The 18,775-nt window shown below is 57.9% G+C and carries 16 protein-coding genes; 9 read left to right on the top strand and 7 right to left on the bottom strand.

What is annotated here, in order from left to right; genetic code table 11:
• Positions 1–10: 10 nt before the first annotated feature.
• The 5 genes from mexE to EJA70_RS19715 form a co-directional block, all read right to left on the bottom strand.
• Entirely contained in the window at positions 11–1,264 is a 1,254-nt protein-coding gene (gene mexE, locus EJA70_RS19735) for a multidrug efflux RND transporter periplasmic adaptor subunit MexE (protein WP_158832914.1), read from the bottom strand.
• A 267-nt stretch (positions 1,265–1,531) separates the two neighbouring features.
• The gene (locus EJA70_RS19730) at positions 1,532–1,984 is read right to left on the bottom strand and encodes a DUF805 domain-containing protein (protein ID WP_008086478.1); all 453 of its coding nucleotides are present in this window, start codon (positions 1,982–1,984) and stop codon (positions 1,532–1,534) included.
• A 15-nt stretch (positions 1,985–1,999) separates the two neighbouring features.
• Positions 2,000–2,347, bottom strand: a complete 348-nt coding sequence (locus EJA70_RS19725; protein WP_008086479.1) for a DUF4190 domain-containing protein — start codon at positions 2,345–2,347, stop codon at positions 2,000–2,002.
• A gap of 159 nt (positions 2,348–2,506) precedes the next feature.
• Positions 2,507–3,160: a hypothetical protein gene (locus EJA70_RS19720; RefSeq protein WP_158832912.1), complete on the bottom strand. Its 654-nt coding sequence runs from the start codon at positions 3,158–3,160 to the stop codon at positions 2,507–2,509.
• Positions 3,161–3,301: 141 nt separating this feature from the next.
• Positions 3,302–4,216, bottom strand: a complete 915-nt coding sequence (locus EJA70_RS19715; protein ID WP_008086482.1) for a LysR family transcriptional regulator — start codon at positions 4,214–4,216, stop codon at positions 3,302–3,304.
• A gap of 269 nt (positions 4,217–4,485) precedes the next feature.
• Between EJA70_RS19715 and EJA70_RS19710 the strand changes: the two genes are divergently transcribed.
• From EJA70_RS19710 to pgm, 4 genes are all read left to right on the top strand, one after another.
• Entirely contained in the window at positions 4,486–5,508 is a 1,023-nt protein-coding gene (locus tag EJA70_RS19710; protein ID WP_158832910.1) for a zinc-dependent alcohol dehydrogenase family protein, read from the top strand.
• Between the two features lie 548 nt (positions 5,509–6,056).
• Positions 6,057–7,523: a hypothetical protein gene (locus tag EJA70_RS19705; RefSeq protein ID WP_158832908.1), complete on the top strand. Its 1,467-nt coding sequence runs from the start codon at positions 6,057–6,059 to the stop codon at positions 7,521–7,523.
• A 49-nt stretch (positions 7,524–7,572) separates the two neighbouring features.
• Positions 7,573–8,973: a PLP-dependent aminotransferase family protein gene (locus tag EJA70_RS19700; protein WP_158832906.1), complete on the top strand. Its 1,401-nt coding sequence runs from the start codon at positions 7,573–7,575 to the stop codon at positions 8,971–8,973.
• 106 nt (positions 8,974–9,079) lie between these two features.
• Positions 9,080–10,726, top strand: coding sequence for a phosphoglucomutase (alpha-D-glucose-1,6-bisphosphate-dependent) (pgm, locus tag EJA70_RS19695; protein WP_158832904.1), 1,647 nt, complete (start codon positions 9,080–9,082; stop codon positions 10,724–10,726).
• A 143-nt stretch (positions 10,727–10,869) separates the two neighbouring features.
• Here the strand turns inward: pgm and EJA70_RS19690 are convergent, their stop codons facing one another.
• Positions 10,870–11,565: a pirin family protein gene (locus EJA70_RS19690; RefSeq protein ID WP_158832902.1), complete on the bottom strand. Its 696-nt coding sequence runs from the start codon at positions 11,563–11,565 to the stop codon at positions 10,870–10,872.
• Between the two features lie 238 nt (positions 11,566–11,803).
• On the opposite strand from EJA70_RS19690, the gene EJA70_RS19685 reads away from it, so the two are divergent.
• On the top strand, positions 11,804–14,278 hold the full coding sequence (locus EJA70_RS19685) for a UvrD-helicase domain-containing protein (RefSeq protein ID WP_158832900.1): 2,475 nt from the start codon (positions 11,804–11,806) through the stop codon (positions 14,276–14,278).
• A gap of 48 nt (positions 14,279–14,326) precedes the next feature.
• Here the strand turns inward: EJA70_RS19685 and EJA70_RS19680 are convergent, their stop codons facing one another.
• Complete coding sequence (locus EJA70_RS19680; protein ID WP_158832898.1) at positions 14,327–14,599, bottom strand: DUF1652 domain-containing protein; 273 nt, start codon at positions 14,597–14,599, stop codon at positions 14,327–14,329.
• A 263-nt stretch (positions 14,600–14,862) separates the two neighbouring features.
• Here EJA70_RS19680 and EJA70_RS19675 point away from each other — a divergent pair, with 263 nt between their 5' ends.
• From EJA70_RS19675 to EJA70_RS19660, 4 genes are read left to right on the top strand one after another with little or no spacing between them, the layout of a single operon-like run.
• A complete protein-coding gene (locus tag EJA70_RS19675) occupies positions 14,863–15,678 on the top strand; it encodes an AraC family transcriptional regulator (protein ID WP_158832896.1) in 816 nt (271 codons plus the stop codon).
• A gap of 52 nt (positions 15,679–15,730) precedes the next feature.
• The gene (locus EJA70_RS19670) at positions 15,731–17,137 is read left to right on the top strand and encodes an FAD-binding oxidoreductase (protein ID WP_008086501.1); all 1,407 of its coding nucleotides are present in this window, start codon (positions 15,731–15,733) and stop codon (positions 17,135–17,137) included.
• Positions 17,138–17,167: 30 nt separating this feature from the next.
• Entirely contained in the window at positions 17,168–17,512 is a 345-nt protein-coding gene (locus tag EJA70_RS19665; protein ID WP_008086502.1) for a cupin domain-containing protein, read from the top strand.
• Between the two features lie 54 nt (positions 17,513–17,566).
• Positions 17,567–18,652 carry a polyamine ABC transporter substrate-binding protein gene (locus EJA70_RS19660; RefSeq protein ID WP_158832894.1) on the top strand — a complete coding sequence of 362 codons (1,086 nt, stop codon included), beginning with the start codon at positions 17,567–17,569 and terminating at the stop codon, positions 18,650–18,652.
• Positions 18,653–18,775 lie beyond the last annotated feature (123 nt).

Here is an 18,775-nt window from a genome sequence, read left to right as displayed (position 1 = left end):
TTGTCGTCCCTTAACCGCGTGGGGTCGTGGCGGCCAGCTTCACAACCGCACCGGACGCACCCTTGGCAGGGGCGACTTTGGGCAGGTTGCTGGCTTCCAGCGCTTGACGTTGTTGAGCGAGTGCCGCAATGGTTTGTTCGCTGGCCATCGGCACCACTTCTGGGGTGACCGGCGAGCCAGGGCGAACCCGTTGCAGGCCCTTGACGATGATTGTGTCGTCCTTGTTCAGGCCGGTACGGACGATGCGCAGGCCTTCGATTTTCGGACCGAGTTCGACGGCGCGGTACGCGGTTTTGTTGTCCGCATCCATCACCAGCACGAACTTCTTGCCGAGGTCGGTGCCGACGGCTTCGTCGTTGATCAGCATGGCGTTGTAGGTGCCGCTGCCGACCAGTTTCAGTCGTGCGTACAGGCCCGGGGTGTAGGTGCCGTCGCTGTTATCGAACACCGCGCGACCACGGATGGTGCCGGTTTTCGGATTGACCTGATTGTCGACGAAGTTCATCTGGCCCAGGTGCGGGTTGCCGTCTTCGTTGGACAGGCCCATGTACACCGGGGTGGTGGCGCCGCGCTGACCGTTACGGGCAAGTTGGGTGTACTTGAGGAACACACGCTCATCGGCGTCGAAGTAGGCGTAGACGCGGTCGGTGGAAACGACGCTGGTCAGTGGCGTTGTGTCGGCGGTCACCAGGTTACCGGCGGTGATCTCGGCACGGCTGACGCGGCCACTGATCGGCGCGGTGACGCGGGTGAAGCTGAGGTTCAGTTTGGCCAGATCCAGTTGCGCTTGCAGTGCGCCAACGGCGGCGCGGGCTTCTTGGGCAGCGCTGGTGCGCGAGTCGGCCAGTTCAGCGGAAATCGCGTTGCTGGCACGCAGACGCTCACCACGGCCGGCTTCGTTTTCACTGCGGGTGGCATTGGCACGGGATTGGGCGACAAGGGCTTCGAGGCGGCGTACCTCGGCCTGGAACGGGCGCGGATCGATCTGGAACAGCAGGTCGCCTTTCTTGACCAGGGCGCCTTCAGTGAAAGCGACATCGTCGATCTGGCCGGAGACCCGTGGACGGATTTCAACGGTTTCCGGTGCTTCGAGGCGCCCGGTGAATTCGTCCCATTCGTTGACCGGTTGTTCGATCACCTTGGCCACGCTGACTTTGGCAGCAGGTGCGGTGGCGGCAGTCTCCGGAGTCTTGCCGCAGGCGCTCATCACCAGTACGGCCAACAAGGCCAACGGGAAGCGCAAATGTTTGAGTGACTGTTCCATGGATGCATCCGCCAATGTATTGAAGATGGGCGGATGATGCTCGGCGGGGTGTGATGGCACGAATCGAATGAAGCAAAGGTAACTATCATTCGGAATGATATAAGGCCGAAGCGAGCCCTCTAGCATGCACCTTTCGTTAGGGGGCTATCAATATCTGTGATGAAAGTTTCATGATGGGTTACCTGGCAAGTCACGTTGAGTTTGCGGATGCCAGAAACAAAGAGACGGCCATGAAGGCCGTCTCGATCAGCCAGAGGCTGGTGTGTATCAGTTGATGCCTTTGCGGTTCGGACCGAAACGGTTCGGGCCCGGCTGGCTGTCTTGCGCCAGGAACACCAGGTTGACGATTGGCAGCAGCATCCACCAGCCGCTGCGATCGGTATCGTGCATACGGCGTACACCAACGGCAATGCTCGGCAGGAACGCCACCAGGCTGTACAGGTTGTACAGAATGCCGCCGGTCTGAAGCAGGGCATCGACAACGCCGAAACCAATGGAGACGCACAGGCTGATCAGAAAGAACATCCAGTATTCACGGCGAGTCGCCCGGCCCTGAAACACGACGTAATTCTTGAACGCTTCCACATAAGGATTACCCGTCGCAATGGCGGGGCCCTGTGCATAGGACTGTTGGGTTGCTTGCGGCGCCCCACATTGTGGGCAAGCCACGGCCAGAGTGCTTATTTCCTTGGCGCAACCGCGGCAGAAAACCATGCTCATATTTTTTCCCTAAAATTAATCAATCGACAGCCCTAAAAACACAAGCCCAGCCAAGCCCGACAAGACAACGCCGGCGATTGCGAGATTGTGTCCAGGGTTTCTTTTGTTGATGCTGATGATGCCGCAGATGAGACCGGCAACAGCGAAAGCGCCCAAACCGGTGAGCGTATCTCTGTCCCATTCGGAATCATCAAACAGGCTGAGTACACAGAGGATGCCTAAAACCAACGAAACGATGGCCAGCCATGGCGTACCGACTGCGTGAGGCGGCACGACGGCCTGTTGGCTCGCCCCGCATTGGGGGCAGGAGGGCGCCGTTTCGTGAAGCTCCTTGGCGCAAGCACGACAATAGACCATTGCCATCGTTTTCCTTAACTGAGTGCGAAATCCCCGACCTTCCATAGGCCGAGGCGGCGCTAAGTTAATCTTTATTACCAAATTTGTCATCAGGCACTGTGCCATTAATGGCATTTTTGCCAAAAGCGAGGCTTGGTAGTGCATTTACGGGCTCGATTAAGTGCGTCAAGTCTGCGGAGTTTCATCCACCACGCTGACTTGCAATCGCAAGGTCAGGCCCTGCAGTTGCCTGTTTTTCAGAACGCCCAATAGTGGTCCTTTGCGTTCCTTGCCGTTGGCATCCACCCCGACGCAACGGAGATCATGCATCTTTGAACCTTCACGCTCGGGGTCTTTCCAGCGACAGCGCACTGCAAGCACTTGCTCGTCAAGACGAATCGCAGGCTCTTCGTCTTCTCTCAGGAACGTCTCGACCTCCACCTCGACAGTGGACACGCCAAACTCTTCCGGGTCGGTACCGGGTTGCCCCTGAATCCGGAAGCTGAAACCGCTGAGTACGGCCAAGCAATCGGCGACGGTGTAACTCACTCTGACCTCGAACTCAGTAGTGAACGGTTCGGCATGCGCGGGGCTGTAGAAGTCTTTTCTATCAGGGTCGGGGTCGCCGGCGTAATCCTCGGGCAACAGACATACACCGCCGAACAACGGACTGTAATGCGCGGTTGTATCGACACTGAACTGAGCCGGCATCTGCGTTTTAAGCGTGGTGTAATTCGACATCATTGCGCAACCACTGCCGAGCATTGCCAGGCTGATCAATAGCAGCGTGCGCAGGGCGCGCACTACGGGAGTTGCGTAGACGTGTTGCAGAAAAAGCATTGAGTCCGTCCTTGTGACTTCATATGAGGGTATCGATTGCGGGGGGCGTATCTTAAGTGATTCCTGCGGCGCCATGCGCATGATTGTTCAGATGCAACAAAGCCCCTGGAACGGGGCTTTGACGGTGTTTTGCAGTTTGCTTCAGAGACTGTCCGGGTCGCCAAAGAACATCTGAATCCGCGACCTCAACCAACGCTCCCCCGGATCATTATCCTGCGACCCACGCCACGCCATGTGCAGCTCGAACGTGCGCGTCGGCAACGGCGGATCTTCCGCCCGAACCCCGCCAGCCGCGGTCAACGCTTCCGCCGTGTAATCCGGCACGGTGGCAACAATGTCAGTGCCGGCAAGCAGCGTACTCAAACCGTTGAACTGCGGCACGGCCAGCACCACGTGCCGTTTGCGGCCGAGCTTCTCCAGTTCTTCATCAATAAACCCGCTGAGGTCGCCCGCAAACGACACCAGCGCATGCGGCCGCGCGCAGTAATCATCCAGGCTCAACGGCCCCGGCACGGTGTCGGCGCGCAGCAGTTTCGGCTGGCTGCGGCGCAAGACTTTGCGTTTGGCGTTGGCCGGCAGGTCGGTGGTGTAGCTGACGCCGATGGAGATTTCGCCTGAGGCCAGCAGGCCCGGCATCAAGATGTAGTTGACGCGGCGCACCACCAGCACGATTCCCGGCGACTCGGCGCGCAGGCGTTTGAGCAACATCGGCAGCAACGCAAACTCGACGTCATCGGACAAACCGATGCGAAACACCGAGGTGCTGGTCGCCGGGTCGAATTCCGATGCACGGCTGACAGCCGTGGAAATCGAATCGAGGGCAGGCGAGAGCAGGGCGAAGATTTCCACCGCCCGGGCGGACGGTTCCATGCTGCGCCCGGTGCGTACAAATAGCGGGTCATCGAACAGGCTACGCAGGCGCGAGAGCGCCGCACTGATCGCTGGCTGACCGAGAAACAGCTTTTCCGCCGCCCGGGTCACGCTGCGTTCGTGCATCAATGTTTCGAATACGATCAACAGGTTCAGGTCGACACGACGCAGGTCATTACGATTCATCTGGAGTCCTGGCAGAGTCATCAAGCTTGACGAGAGCGGCCATATGAGAACAATGGCCGGCATGAATCTTACGGGGAAAGGCTGGTACTCTGCACCGGAAAATTCAGCTTTACTGAAACGGTGACAGCAGTTTTTCATGGATTTTGCCAATGCCGCCCCTGCTGCGGAATCAATGACAGGCATGTCGACTATTAATAGCCACTGATAGTCTTGGGTCAAAAGCCCAGATAGAGTTCATGGCATTAGAGGTTACTTTGACGAGGTTTGCGATGTCCCGCACGATCCGTTTTCACAAGTTTGGTCCCGCCGAGGTGCTCAAATGCGAAGAGCATGCGGCCGCTCAGCCAGGTCCTGGCGAAGTGCAGGTGCGTGTCGAAGCGATCGGCATCAGCTGGTATGACACGCTCTGGCGTCAGAACCTGGCTTCGTCTCAGGCACGCTTGCCTGCAGGCCTTGGTCACGAGATGGCAGGTGTGGTCACTGCAGTCGGCGACGGCGTTGAAAATCTAGCGGTGGGCGACAAGGTTGCCAGCTTTCCGGCCGAGAGCGCGAATGATTATCCGGTCTACGGCGAGCAGATCGTGTTGCCGCGTACCGCGCTGACCCGTTATCCGGACGTCCTCAGCCCGATCGAAGCCAGCGTGCATTACACGCCGCTGCTGATTGCCTATTTTGCTTACGCCGATCTGGCGCGGGTCAAACCGGGGCAATTCGCCTTGGTCACTGACGCCAGCCATTGTGCCGGACCGTCCTTTGTACAGCTGGGCAAAGCGTTGGGTGTCCGCGTGATTGCCGCCACCAAAACGGCGGAAGAGCGTGAGTACCTGCTGTCTCTTGGCGCCGAGAAAGTCATCGTCACCGAGGAAGAAGATCTGCTGATGCGGATCAACAAGATCACCGACAACCGCGGCGTTGATGTGGTGTTCGATGGCCTTGGTGGCCCGCAGATGTCGTTGCTGGGTGACGTGCTTGCACCGCGCGGCAGCCTGGTGTTGTACGGTCTGCAAGGTGGTAACCAGACGCCGTTTCCGGCCTGTGCAGCGTTCCAGAAGAACATTCAGTTCTTTGTCCACTGCATCGGCAACTTCACCGGCAAGCCGGAACTGGGCATCACTCAGGATCACGTCGCATTGCAACGTGCCTTGCGTGACATTAACCAGTTGACAGCCGATCGTGTGCTACTGCCGCTCAAGACTCGAGTGTTCCCGTTCAACGAGTTCGTCGAGGCGCACCGCTACATGGACGAATGCCCATGCCGTGAACGGGTCGCTTTGCAAGTCGAACCGGCGTAATACCTCAGATCAGAGTCCGTGGCCCCACGGACTCTTTGTGTTTATCCCGCCCCAGCCCCGAGACTGCCTGCGCCACAGCCGCGCGGGGCAGTTCAGCAACTGAACTGCTTTTTGCTCTCGATCTGTATCTTCTAATCATCATATAAGCCCTGATAATTGAATGATTACTTTCATCTCAAGGAATGAGCCATGTCTGTGCATTCTATTTGTCCTGCGCGCTATCAAGCGTCTACTTATTTCCGTCACGTCAATTTCTGTTTAATAGTTGTAGGGCGATTCCGAAGCTGCGTCTTTTTTTCTTGTGCTCAATTGTCGTGGGACGTTGTGGGAAGTTTCCTAGGGCATTTTATAAGAAAAAAAACACCAGCAATAACAATGGGTTGAATCCACTGTTTAAAACAGCGCAAACCTTTAACAGCTCAAGTGTTTCCAATAACTACGATTGCGTAAGTGTTAGCATCTGAGCGTCTATTACTTATTGATGAATTGTCACGCGGCCGCCTTTTCCGTCCGTGCGACATGAAACTATTGATACCGGGTACATACCGATGAGCACGATCCATGACCAGGCAATGAATTACGTCTACCAGCAAGTATTGCAGCGTTTGCTGAGTTTCTTCTCGCGTGCGGAGCGTACAGCCCTGCAGTTGCTGATCCAGCGATTGTCTGTGGCAGCGGGTGGCATGGAACACATCGGTAATTTCAAGGTATTGGTGGTTCAGTCCGGGTCACGCGACAGTTGTTACACGCTGGCGTTGCTGCGAGCCGCACAACTGAGCATCGCCGGGAGAGCCCCCGCGACCTTCCAGCTGCGTGTGGCCACTTTGCGCTGGAGCGGCAGCGGTCAATCAGCCCTGCAAAACATGCATCGCAGCTTCAGCGCCCTGTTTCTCTATGACGATCCACGGGTCGAGTTGTTAATGGTGGATCATCGAGAGGTGATGCCCTTTGATCACCAGGCGCCTATTGGCGAGAACGGTCGTGATGCGCATCGCAGCAATCTACTGATGGTAGGGCATTGCCGCACCTGGAATGAGCCGCTGGATTTATGGGATGACGCCTACCTGGCAACGGCCGAGTTTTATGGGCAGATTGCACGCTGGAATAACGGCGTGGATGCGATGATCGGCAGTGAAACACCGCGCCGGCAGACATTATTTCTCGAAGGCCTCAATCGTGCCGCCCAGAAGGCTGGAATCGGCGGGCTTGCGGAGAACCGCGGTGGTTTTGAGATGCTGTTTCCACTGCTTGATCAATTGGGAGGCGATTACTACCGGCACTTCTATACCGATGACGAAACAACCCCATGGCGCCCGGAAGGGCAATTTGAAGCCTGCCGTCGCACCAGCTACATCGATATCAACGACATGATTGTCGGCAAGCTGGAGGAGCGCTGGCCATTGCTCAGTGAATTCCTCGGCGTGCAGGCCGACGATCTGTCGTTGTATCAGGGCGATAACGAATTCGCCGATCCATTGCTGGCTGCTCATTTACAGGGATTACAGGCCAGCCTTGTCGAGGCGCGAACGTACGAGGCGGGCGTTTCCGAATTTCTTCAGGACACGTTGCTCGGCATGCGCCGCAAGCAAGTGCCGGAGCCGGTGTGCGAGCAGTTGATTGCCGCGTTCGGAAATTTGTCAGACCTTGATCAACTGCGTTCAAAGGCTTCAAAACAGCTGCAGGAAACGTTTGAACTGGGCGAAATCCAGGTGGCGTGCCTGATGTTTGCGCCGTTTATAAACAAAGGGTCGGGGCTTGAACGATTCTTGCGTCATTGCCATCCCGGCATGTTGGTGGCCCTGCCGGACCTGCATCGTGCGATGCAAGGTTTGCATGCCTCCGAGCAAGTGATGAAGTGGATGGTTGATGTCAGCGGATTGCCGGTCAAACTGATTGCCCGCCTGTATGCCATGGGGCCTGTGTGCGTGGCGCAGGCGTGCGACAACGCTGCGCAGGGCACGGGGCTGGATACGGGATCGAGCCTTTCAGCCGTCGACCGGACGGCGGAAGGTTAAGCGTGAGTCGTCAACTGGCAATGGCAGCAATAACCAGGGATTTTGGGTCATGAAGGCCCTGCGGCAGAACGGTTTCGCGTATCAGGCGGTTTACCGTTATTTGAATCTGCTGATTGATGAGTCTGACTGTGATCGCACGGTGCGCTTGCCTTCTTTGCGGCATCTGGCGGATCGGTTGAATGTATCGATTTCGACCATCCAGTACGCTTATTCATTGCTGGAAAAGGAAGGGCGCGTTTTTTCAGTGGCCAAATCGGGCTATTACGCGCAAACCGCGCCGTCGTTGATTTCGACGGGCAGTGCTGATGATCTGCTTGAAGCGGTATACGTCAATGCCAGGCGTGCGGGCATGTGCGTATTGAGCGCCGATGATCCGGCTTCGCTGCAACCACTGGACAGTCCCTTGTTGATGCTGGAGCGGGAGTTGTTGCGTCAATATCCGCGTCAGCCACTGCTACAGATGCAACCCTGCGGCGAGCTTGAGTTGCGCACGGTCCTTGCCGCGCGCTACACCACCTGCGCTGTGAATGGCTGGCAGGCAGATGATGTGTATATCGGGGCGGATCTGCGCGGTGTGTTGGAGATACTGATCTCCGTTCTCCAGTTGCGAGGCGCAACCGTACTGATCGAATCGCCGTGTGACTGGATGATCCTGCGGCTGTTTCAAGCGTTCGAGGTACAGGTCATCGAGTTGCCCTTGCAGGCCGATGGCGGGCTTGACCCACAACGTCTGGCATCCTTGCTCGCCAGTGAACGTGTTGGCCTGGTTGTGCTGTCGTCGGTCCTGAACATGCCCCACGGCAGTATCAGCCCGCAAGCCAACCGGCAAGTCATTGCACAACTGCTCGCAAACCATGGCACGTGGGTCCTGGAGAATGACAGTTGCAGTGAACTGGCGGACGCTCCACATGTGCAGCGCTTGCGCGAATGGGTCGACCCTGATCGGTTGCTGATCTTTTCTGCCTTCGACAGGATCATCGGTGCCGAGGCGCCTTACGGTTTTGTCTTGTCTCGGCAATGGCGCAGTGAGTTGCAACGGTATTTTCTGCTGCGATCCTTCCGTTTGTCTGCCGCTCGCCAGAAAGCGATCGCGCGGCTGTTGGCTAGTGGGCGCGTCGATCAGCATCTGCAGGTATTGCGGCGGTTGCTCAAAGAGCGCCGAACGCAACTGATTCAACTGCTGCGCGAACGTTTGGGGGAGGCCGTGCAGATCATCGAGCCGCAGGGTGGGGCCACGGTCTGGATGCATTCGGTGAGACCTGTGGACATGAGCGAAGTGTTCCATGGTTTGCTCAAGCAGCAGGTAGTCATCGCACCTGGCGAGCTGTTCAGTCTCAATGGTCACTACGCTCATCACTTGCGACTGAGCCCGATCTGTCACAGCGAACACGATCTGGCGACTGTGGTCGGGCTGGTCGGGGATGCCCTGCGTCTCGCGCCCGGAGGCTGATGTTAAAAAACTTCCGGGATGCGCCGGATACATCCCATCGCACTGCGGTCAAACTGCCAGTAAACTGCGCTGTATTTCCTGAACCACTCTATCTCAGAGGTTTTGCATGACACTCAGTCCTTTTGCGGGCAAACCGGCACCGGCAGAATTGTTGGTCGACATCCCGCGACTGGTAACGGCCTATTACACCGGCCAACCTGATGCATCGGTTTCCACCCAGCGTGTAGCGTTCGGTACGTCCGGACACCGGGGCAGTTCCTTCGACCTGAGTTTCAATGAGTGGCACGTTCTGGCGATCAGCCAAGCCATCTGCCTGTACCGCGAGGCCCAGAGCATCACCGGCCCGCTGTTCGTTGGCATCGATACCCACGCCTTGTCGACTCCGGCCGGCGCGAGCGCTCTGGAAGTGCTGGCAGCCAACGGCGTGACCGTGATGATTGCCGAGGGTGACGAGTACACCCCGACGCCAGCGATCTCCCACGCCATTCTCTGCTACAACCGCGGCCGCACCTCGGGCCTCGCCGACGGCATCGTCATCACGCCGTCGCACAACCCGCCACAAAGCGGCGGCTACAAATACAACCCAACCAACGGCGGCCCGGCCGACACCCACATCACCAAGTGGATCGAAGCCAAGGCCAACGAACTGCTGGCCAATAAACTGGCGGGCGTGAAGCGCATCAGTTACCAGCAGGCACTCAAGGCCAGCACGACTCATCGTCACGACTACCTGAACAGCTACGTTGCCGACCTGATCAACGTGATCGACTTCGACGCCATCCGTGACGCCAAATTGCGTCTGGGCGTTGATCCGTTGGGCGGAGCAGGGGTGCGCTACTGGTCGGCCATTGCCGAGCACTACCGCCTGGATCTGCAAGTGGTGAACAAGGAGGTCGATGCGACTTTCCGCTTCATGACCGTCGACTGGGACGGCCAGATTCGCATGGACCCATCGTCCAGCCACGCCATGCAAGGCCTGATCGGCCTGAAAGAGCGTTTCGACGTAGCATTCGCCTGTGACCCGGACCACGACCGCCATGGCATCGTGACGCCATCGGGTGGCTTGTTGGCGCCAAACAACTATCTGGCAGTTTCCATCGATTACTTGTTCCAGAACCGTCCGCAATGGCGCGCCGATGCCGCCGTGGGTAAAACCGTGGTCAGCAGCGGTCTGATCGATCGTGTCGCCAAGCGCCTGGGCCGTCGCCTGTACGAAGTGCCGGTCGGATTCAAATGGTTCGCCGATGGCTTGTTCGACGGCTCGTTGGGTTTCGGTGGCGAGGAGAGCGCCGGCGCTTCGTTCCTGCGTAAGGACGGAGGTGTGTGGAGCACCGACAAGGACGGTCTGATCCCGGCCTTGCTGGCTGCCGAAATGACCGCTCGCACGGGCCGCGACCCGAGCCAGGCGTATCGCGCGCTGACCGATGAGCTGGGCGAGCCGTTCTCGGTACGTGTAGACGCCAAGGCCAACCCGGAGCAGAAGGCGTTGCTGAGCAAGTTGTCGCCAGCACAGGTGACGTCGACCGAACTGGCCGGCGAGAAGATCCAGAGCATCCTCAGCCACGCGCCGGGCAACGACCAAGCCATTGGTGGCCTGAAAGTGATGACCGAAAATGGATGGTTTGCGGCACGTCCGTCGGGCACCGAGGACATCTACAAGATCTACGCCGAAAGCTTCATCAGTGACGACCACCTCAAGCAATTGGTGGTTGAAGCGCAGAACTTGGTGGATGGGGCGATTTCCACTAAGTAACCTGGGCCTGCACACTTTGTAGGTGATGCATCTGAGGTGAGGGGATAAATCCCCTCACCACAAAGACACTCAGCCACAGGGCCGTATGTCAGATGCAAAAAAGGGGTGACCAAAATGGTCACCCCTTTTTTCATTTCTGCCACTCAAGCCAGATCGACCAGCACGATCTCACTGTCTTCAATCGCCGTGACCGTCAGCACCTGCTCATTGGCAACCGCCACACCGTCTCGAGCTTGTGCACGCAAACCATTGACCTCAATCACACCGGTCGCCGGCACCAGATAGGCCCGACGTCCTTCATCGAGTCGGTATTCGGCCGTTTCCCCAGCCTTGATATTCGCTGCGACCAAACGTGCATCGGCACGAATGCGCAAACTCTGGTCATCACCGTCCTTGCCACTCGCCAGCGTCACGAAGCCTTCACGCTGACCTTTCGGAAATGGTTTCGCGCCCCACGACGGCGGTGCACCGGTTTCAGTCGGCAGGATCCAGATCTGAAAGATCTTCGTGTCTTTGGCTTCCAGGTTGTATTCGCTGTGCGCAATACCGGTGCCAGCACTCATTACTTGGACGTCGCCGGCTTCGGTGCGGCCCTTGTTGCCAAGGTTATCCTGGTGAGTAATTGCGCCTTCACGCACATAGGTGATGATTTCCATGTCGCGGTGCGGGTGCTGCGGGAAGCCCGTACCGGCGGCAATGATGTCGTCATTCCACACCCGCAGGTTGCCCCAGCTCATACGGTGCGGATCGTAATACTCGGCGAACGAAAAGTGATGGTGGGCATCCAGCCAGCCATGATGGGCACCGCCCAGCGAGCTGAAAGGTCTGAGTTCAAGCATGATCGTCTCCTGAAACCGGTGGTTAATGGCGCTGATCATCTATCAGGAAAGCATCGATAAAAAGCGTAAAAAGTGCGGCATCAGGATCGAATTTATCGATTGAATGAAGGTTCTAAATTGCTTCAACTCACCTTCAATTCATCGGCTAAACCAATGACATGAAAGCATTTCGCTAGAACTGCGCGGCAAATACAGACACCATAGCCCTCGACAGCCTCACACCCTGGAGCCCCTCAGCGTGGTGCAACACATCCCCGATCTTCCTCCCGAACTTCGTCCACTGGCTGAAATGCCGTGGTTCAAACGCCTGGCCGCGCGGTTCTTCGGCCATGGCCTGACGCGCCTGCGTGCGCAGCATCGCGCGTCATGGTTGCATGGCCAGGCTGATGGTTTTCGCAGTGGTCACACCGCAGGCGTTGAGTACGGTTTTAATGAAGGCAAACTCGAAGGCCTGGAAGAAGGGCGGCAAGTCCTGCTGATCCGCGACAGCCGCAGCACCGAGCATCGTCCACCGAGTGTCGATAATCATTTGTTTGACGACTGGCGGCTGCCGCTGACCGCTGAACTCAAGAAGCGCATCAAGGCTGACGTCGCCCGTTTGCTACCCGAGCACGCGCAGCCTAGCGCCGCGCAATGGAAGATGATTTTCAGCGACACGCCATCGACGTCAGTGGTTGCTGGCGCAGGCGCCGGCAAGTCGACCACGCTGGTCTTGCGCATTCTGTTACTGAACCACTATCTGGGTTTTGAACTCGATTCGCTCACCGTGGTGACGTTCACCCGCGAATCGCGCAAGGATTTCATCAATAAACTGATCGAACTGTTCACGCTCTGGGGGCAACCATTGGGCCTTAAGCAGGCGCGGGAACTGGTGCGCACGTTCCATTCGCGCATCCTGCCGATGGTGCGCAGCCTGCCGGGATTCGAACGTTTGCAGGCGTTTGAAAACCTCAGTCACCGCGTGCAGGGCAGTGATGAAGACGTCGACAGCAATCCGTTTGACCTGCGCATCAACGACGCCCAACGTCAGCAGCTCAACGCCTGTTATCACCGCTTGTTCAACGAGGACGAGCGTTTCCGCCAGTTGATTCAGCCGTTGTCGCGCGCAGGCTTGCAACTCAAGGAACTTGAGCGCGAGCATCCCGACGTGCAGAAGCGCATGGCCGTGACCGAACTGGCGGCCAAGCGTGATGAAGAATTGTGCGACGCCATTGAAGACCTGTGGTTGCGTGCCGGTGCCTGGCCGATCAAGGGCATCGAGTCCAAGCGCCAGACTTTCGACATCAATGGCTCGACATTCCACAGCCATGGCTATATTCCAAGTCTGGATGCCTGGGTGGTACTCGGTTTTGATTCGCAGGAAAGCCCGCAAATCTGTCGCCCCAACGCCAAACTTTCAGTGCGCGCGGAGTGGGCTGTAAAACGCACCCTGTTTCAAGCTTTCTGTCGTAAGCCATTGATATGGCTGGATTCCTACGAATCTTCCAAGCGCGTATTGGCGACGCTGGCAGGTGACGCGACTGCAGGGCCCGGCTTTGATTACAAGGTCAAAGGCGAGTTGGCGTCTGCGCCGTTACTCGACTGTTTTGTCGCTGCGGCAGGCTTTATCGAGAACCTGGGGCTGGACGTTCCGGACGCCGTCGGGCGAATGAGCTTTGCCAAGGACGATCCGGATCGGTTCTTCTTTGAAGCGCTGAGCCTGTTCTGGCGTGCGTTTGAAGATCATTTGCTCGACCAGAAGCCCCCCGTGATGACCTACAACCGAATGTTCGCGCTGTTCAGCGAACATTCGCCAGAGAACCTCAAGCTGATCAGCGATGAGTTGCTGCGGTCGATGTCGCATCTGATGATCGATGAATTTCAGGACGTTTCGCCGCAGATCGTCTCGTGGATTCGCGCCAGCCTCACTGAAATCCGCAGTCGCGGGCCGGCCATGCATGTCGGCCGGGGCGCTCAGCGCTCGTCATTGCTTTGCGTGGGAGATGACTGGCAGTCGATTTACGGCTGGCGTGGCAGTTCGCCCAGTTACTTCATGGAATTCAACAAGGAATTCCCTTCGCCAAGCACCACGCGGGTGATGCTCAGCGACAACTACCGCAGCCATCAGCACATCATTGACGCCGCTGAGCATATCGTTCGCGCCGCACCGGCAATTGCTGGCAAAAAAGCCAAGGCCAGTGGCGAGCCGAAGCCTTTGCAGCCCGTCAAGGTACTGGAACGCGACGATCGGGCTTTGGGCGAGCGCCTTGCCGAGCACTATCGTCAGGGTGATTCAATCTTGATGCTGTATCGAAAAAGTAGCGATAAGTTATTGATTGAGCAGTATATTCAGTCAGTAGTTAATGTAGATTCGAGCTTGCCTTATGAGGCCCGGCGACTGAAGCAACTGACGTATCACAGTGCCAAGGGCCTGCAGGCCGATGCGGTGTTCCTGCTCGGCGATTGCCAGCACCTGACCAGCTCGCCGTACAAGAATCAGGTCTATCGCATGGCCGGCTTGGGCAAAAGTGGCGACAGCGAGCCGTACGACAGCGCACAAAAGGACGAAATCCTGCGCCTGGCGTACGTTGGCATTACCCGGGCGGTCAGCCATTGCTACTGGTACGTCGAGCCGCAGGAAAATCAGGCAGTGAACATGCCTCGGGCATCCGATCGTGTCGCTGCGGGCAAGGCATTTTTTGCCGATCACCGGCCAGCGAAGAAAATCGCATAAGCAAAAAAAGCCCGCATCGCTGCGGGCTTTTCTTTTTAAATCATGATGTTATGCATAACTCCTGAGCAGCTCTGGAGGTACGAAAGCCTCCAGCTCATCCTCCACCGCCTCGATAATTCGCTCGACATCCGCCGCATTCATCACCGTGGCACACGGGATGCCGGCGATAGCGATCATGGTTTCGCCACTGACGCGATCGAACAGTCGGGCGATCATGCTGCCCGGTGCATCCATCGTCGCCTCGAAACCCATGGGATGAAAATGCCAGCGCATCAACTGGCAGGCGTTGGGAAACGTGACTTTGCTTGACCCTTTGTTCATGTGTTGCCCGCCTTCTTCATCGAGCGATTCCTTTTGCTCATGTTAGGTGGGAAGAGCCTTCATTGGCTCAACCGGTGACTGACATTAAAAGTAGCATCCGCGTGTGAATTTCCTGTGAGATTTTTCAGTTCATTTTGCGATTGCTTCGCATTTTTTGATGTAAGTCACGGCCTACGCAATCATCGCCAAAGTGCCACTACGGATTAGTCATTGAAGCCTGTGCCGAACTTGGGCAAGCTCGATTCTTTTTCGCCGAGCCTTTTATGCACGCCGACGACGACGGCCCGGAACAGACCCAGGCAACGGCCGCCACGGTCATGCGCTATCACCTGAGCTGGAAACACCGCGATCTGGACGCCGTGATGGCGCTGTATCACCCGGACATTCAATACAACGATTTCTTTCAGAATCGGGTGCTCGGCCTCGACGAGTTGCGCGAGTACGTGCGCGTCAGCATGCCGCGTGAATCCGACGAACTGCTTGAGCATTGCGACCGCATTCGCGTCGACGGCAGCACCGCGTTCATTCAATACGAAGTGACTCTGCGCGGTGGCGACGGCCTGGTGTCGTTTCGCTCCAGCGAAGCGATCACGGTCAAGGACGGGCTGATCTGGCGCGTCAACGAATACGCCTCGCTGGTGCGCACGCAATCCAGTGGCGCCACCTCATCAAGCCAGCGCCCAGCGGTGAGTCGCCTGGGCTTGTCGCCCCGGCAATTGAGCTTCATGGCCGACGACTTGCAGCAGTACTTCGAAAAACAGCAGCCCTATCTGGACCCCGAGCTCGACCTGCAACGGGTGGCGAAGGAGTGCGGGTACAGTCGCAATCAGATTTCCTACCTGCTCAACCAAGTGCTCGGGCAAAGCTTCTATCGCTACGTCAATCAGGCACGCTTGCAGCATTTGCTGCGTTCACTGGAACACGCCGCGCCGCCAGTGCGCATCGATGAACTGGCGTTCGCCGCCGGGTTCAATTCGCTGTCGGCGTTTTACAGTTGCTTCCGCCAACACACCGGGCAATCGCCGAAGGCTTACGCGAAACAAATTTCTTTGCGGACACGCGCGCAAGACTTGTCCTGAGGACAGCCACTAGGATCGACGCCATCGAAGGTTTTCAGTGGCGGAGTCTTGCATGCCGGCGTGGCGCACTATCAGTTTGTGGATGGATCAACTCGACGAGCCGCTGACCGCGCGGCCCGAGCTTGAGCGGGACCTGGATGTCGACGTGGCGATTATCGGCGCCGGGTACACCGGGTTGTGGACGGCCTACTACCTGAAGAAGCTGGCGCCAGGCCTGGACATCGCCATCGTCGAGGCGCAAACCGCCGGGTTTGGTGCGTCCGGCCGCAATGGCGGTTGGCTGATGGGCAACCTGCTCGGTGAAGATCGTCTGCTGGCCGGTCTGTCGCCGCAACAGCGCCGCGCTTCATTCGACCTGCTGCACAGCATCCCTGATGAAGTAGAAGTTGTCCTCGAACGCGAAGGGATCGACTGCGATTTCCGCAAGGGCGGGGTGCTTTACTGCGCAGCACGCTACCCCGAGCAAGAGGCGACGTTGCGTGAATACCTGGCCAAGTTGCACAGCCAGGGCCTGACCGACAACGATTACCGCTGGCTCAGCCCTGAGCAACTCGCGCAGCAGATCCGTATCGCCAAACCCTACGGCGGCATCTTCGCGCCGCACGTGGCGACCATTCACCCGGCCAAACTGGTGCGCGGCTTGGCGCGTACCGTGCAGAACATGGGCGTGAAGATCTACGAGAACAGTCCGGTCACCCACTGGCAATCCGGCAGTTTGCGCACGGCCAAGGCCAGCGTGCGCAGCCGCTGGATCGTGCCGGCGGTGGAAGGCTATTCGGTGACGTTGCCGCCGCTGGGTCGCTATCAGTTACCGGTGCAGAGCCTGATCGTCGCCACCGAACCGTTGTCCGCCGCCACTTGGGATGAAATCGGCCTCAATCGTGGCCAGGCCTTCAGCGAATTCAGCCGTCAGGTCACTTATGGCCAGCGCAGCGCCGACAACCGCCTGATCTTTGGCGCCCGTGGCGGTTATCAGTTCGCCGGCAAGCTGCGCCACAACTTTGATCTGACCCGCGATGAGGTCGAACTGCGGCGCTACCTGTTCGGCGAACTGTTCCCGCAACTGAAAAACGTGCAGATCACCCACGCCTGGGGCGGCAACCTCGGTATGTCGCGCCATTTCAAGCCGCACATGCTCTGCGATCGCGCCAATGGCATCGCGCTGTCCGGCGGTTATGGCGGGGAGGGCGTCGGCGCCAGCAACCTCGGCGGTCGAACCTTGGCCGATCTGATTCTTGAGCGCGATACCGAACTGGTACATCAACCGTGGGTACTGCCGGACGGCGGCATTCATGCACTGCGCGCCTGGGAGCCGGAGCCGTGTCGCTGGCTCGGTTACAACGCAATCATCAAAAGTTTTGTCCATGAAGACCAGACCCTGGCCAACCCGGCGACGGCGCCATGGCGGCGCAAGCTCGCCAGCCAGGTCGCGGGTTTCATGGAAGGTTTCATGCACTAACGCCGTTCTCTTCAAAAGACAGGTCAGACCATGAGCATTACCCAGTTCAAGAACACCGCAACCTTGCAACTCGACGAATCCAACCCGGTCGCCGTGCCGCTCGGCGAGCCGGTCGCGATCGCCTCGACCACCAGCGTCGAGCGCGATGACGGCGTCGAAACCGGCGTCTGGGAATGCACCCCGGGGCGCTGGCGCCGGCAGATCACCGCGCAGGAGTTCTGCCACTTCATCTCCGGGCGCTGCACGTTCACCCCGGATGGCGGTGGCGAAACCCTGCACATACAAGGCGGCGACGCACTGATGTTGCCAGCCAACACGCTCGGTATCTGGGATATCCAGGAGACCGTGCGCAAGACCTACGTGCTGATTTTCTGATTATTTGATCCTTTGATTGCCTGCCAACAAAAAAACCTACACAGGAATCGATCCATGATCCGCAAAACCCTCGCTCTGGCACCGCTGATGCTCGCCGTTTCCTTCGCCCAAGCGGCGGAAACGGTCAAGGTTTACAACTGGTCCGATTACATCGCACCGGACACCACCAAGAATTTCGAGAAGGACACCGGCTTCGGCGTCACCTATGACGTCTACGACAGCAACGAAACCCTCGACGGCAAGCTGATGACCGGCAAATCCGGTTACGACGTAGTTTTCCCGTCCAACCACTTCATGGCCCGGCAGATCCAGGGCGGGGCGCTGAAGAAGCTCGACAAGAGCCAGTTGCCGAACTGGAAGAACCTCAACCCGGTATTGCTCAAGGCCTTGCAGGTCAATGATCCGAACAACGAACACGGTTTCCCGTACCTGTGGGGCAGCACCGGCATCGGCTACAACATTGCCAAGGTCAAAGCCGTACTGGGCGATGACGCGCCGGTGGATTCCTGGGACTTGATCTTCAAGCCCGAGAACATGGAAAAGCTGCAGAAGTGCGGGGTGGCGATCCTCGATAACGGCCCGGAATTGCTTCCGGCGGCGCTCAACTATCTGGGCTTGCCGCACCACAGCAAAAATCCCGAGGACTATAAGAAGGCCGAAGCGCTGCTGATGAAAGTGCGGCCGTACGTCAGCTACTTCCACTCCTCGAAATACACCAGCGACCTGGCCAATGGCGACATCTGCGTGGCAGTCGGTTTCTCCGGTGACATCCTGCAAGCGGAAAACCGCGCCAAGGAAGCCAAGAACGGTGTCGACATCGGTTACAACATTCCCAAGGAAGGTGCCGCCATCTGGTTCGACATGGTCGCCATGCCGGTCGACGCCCCGGACGAGAAGGCCGGTTACGCGTTCATGAACTACTTGCTGCGCCCGGACGTCATGGCCGGCATCAGCAACTACGTGCACTACGCCAACGGCAACGAACAGGCCGACAGCCTGATCGACCCGGCGATCAAGAACGACACCAAGGTGTACCCGAGCCCGGAAATGATGGGCAAGTTGTTCGCACTGGAGGCGATGCCGCTGAACATCGACCGCATCCGGACGCGGGTGTGGAACAAAATCCGCACCGGCAGCTGAGCATTCCCGGGTAGACCCTGAAATTCTGCAACCCTGCAACCCTGAAATTCTGAAATTCTGTAGGAGCTGACGAGTGAAACGAGGCTGCGATCTTTTGATTTTAAAATTTCAAGATCAAAAGAT

Origin of the sequence: Pseudomonas sp. PB103 (genome assembly GCF_009764635.1) — a bacterium.
Taxonomy (GTDB): Bacteria; Pseudomonadota; Gammaproteobacteria; order Pseudomonadales; family Pseudomonadaceae; genus Aquipseudomonas.
The sequence above is the reverse complement of the archived record's forward strand: the minus strand, read 5'-3'. Positions and strand labels throughout refer to the sequence as shown.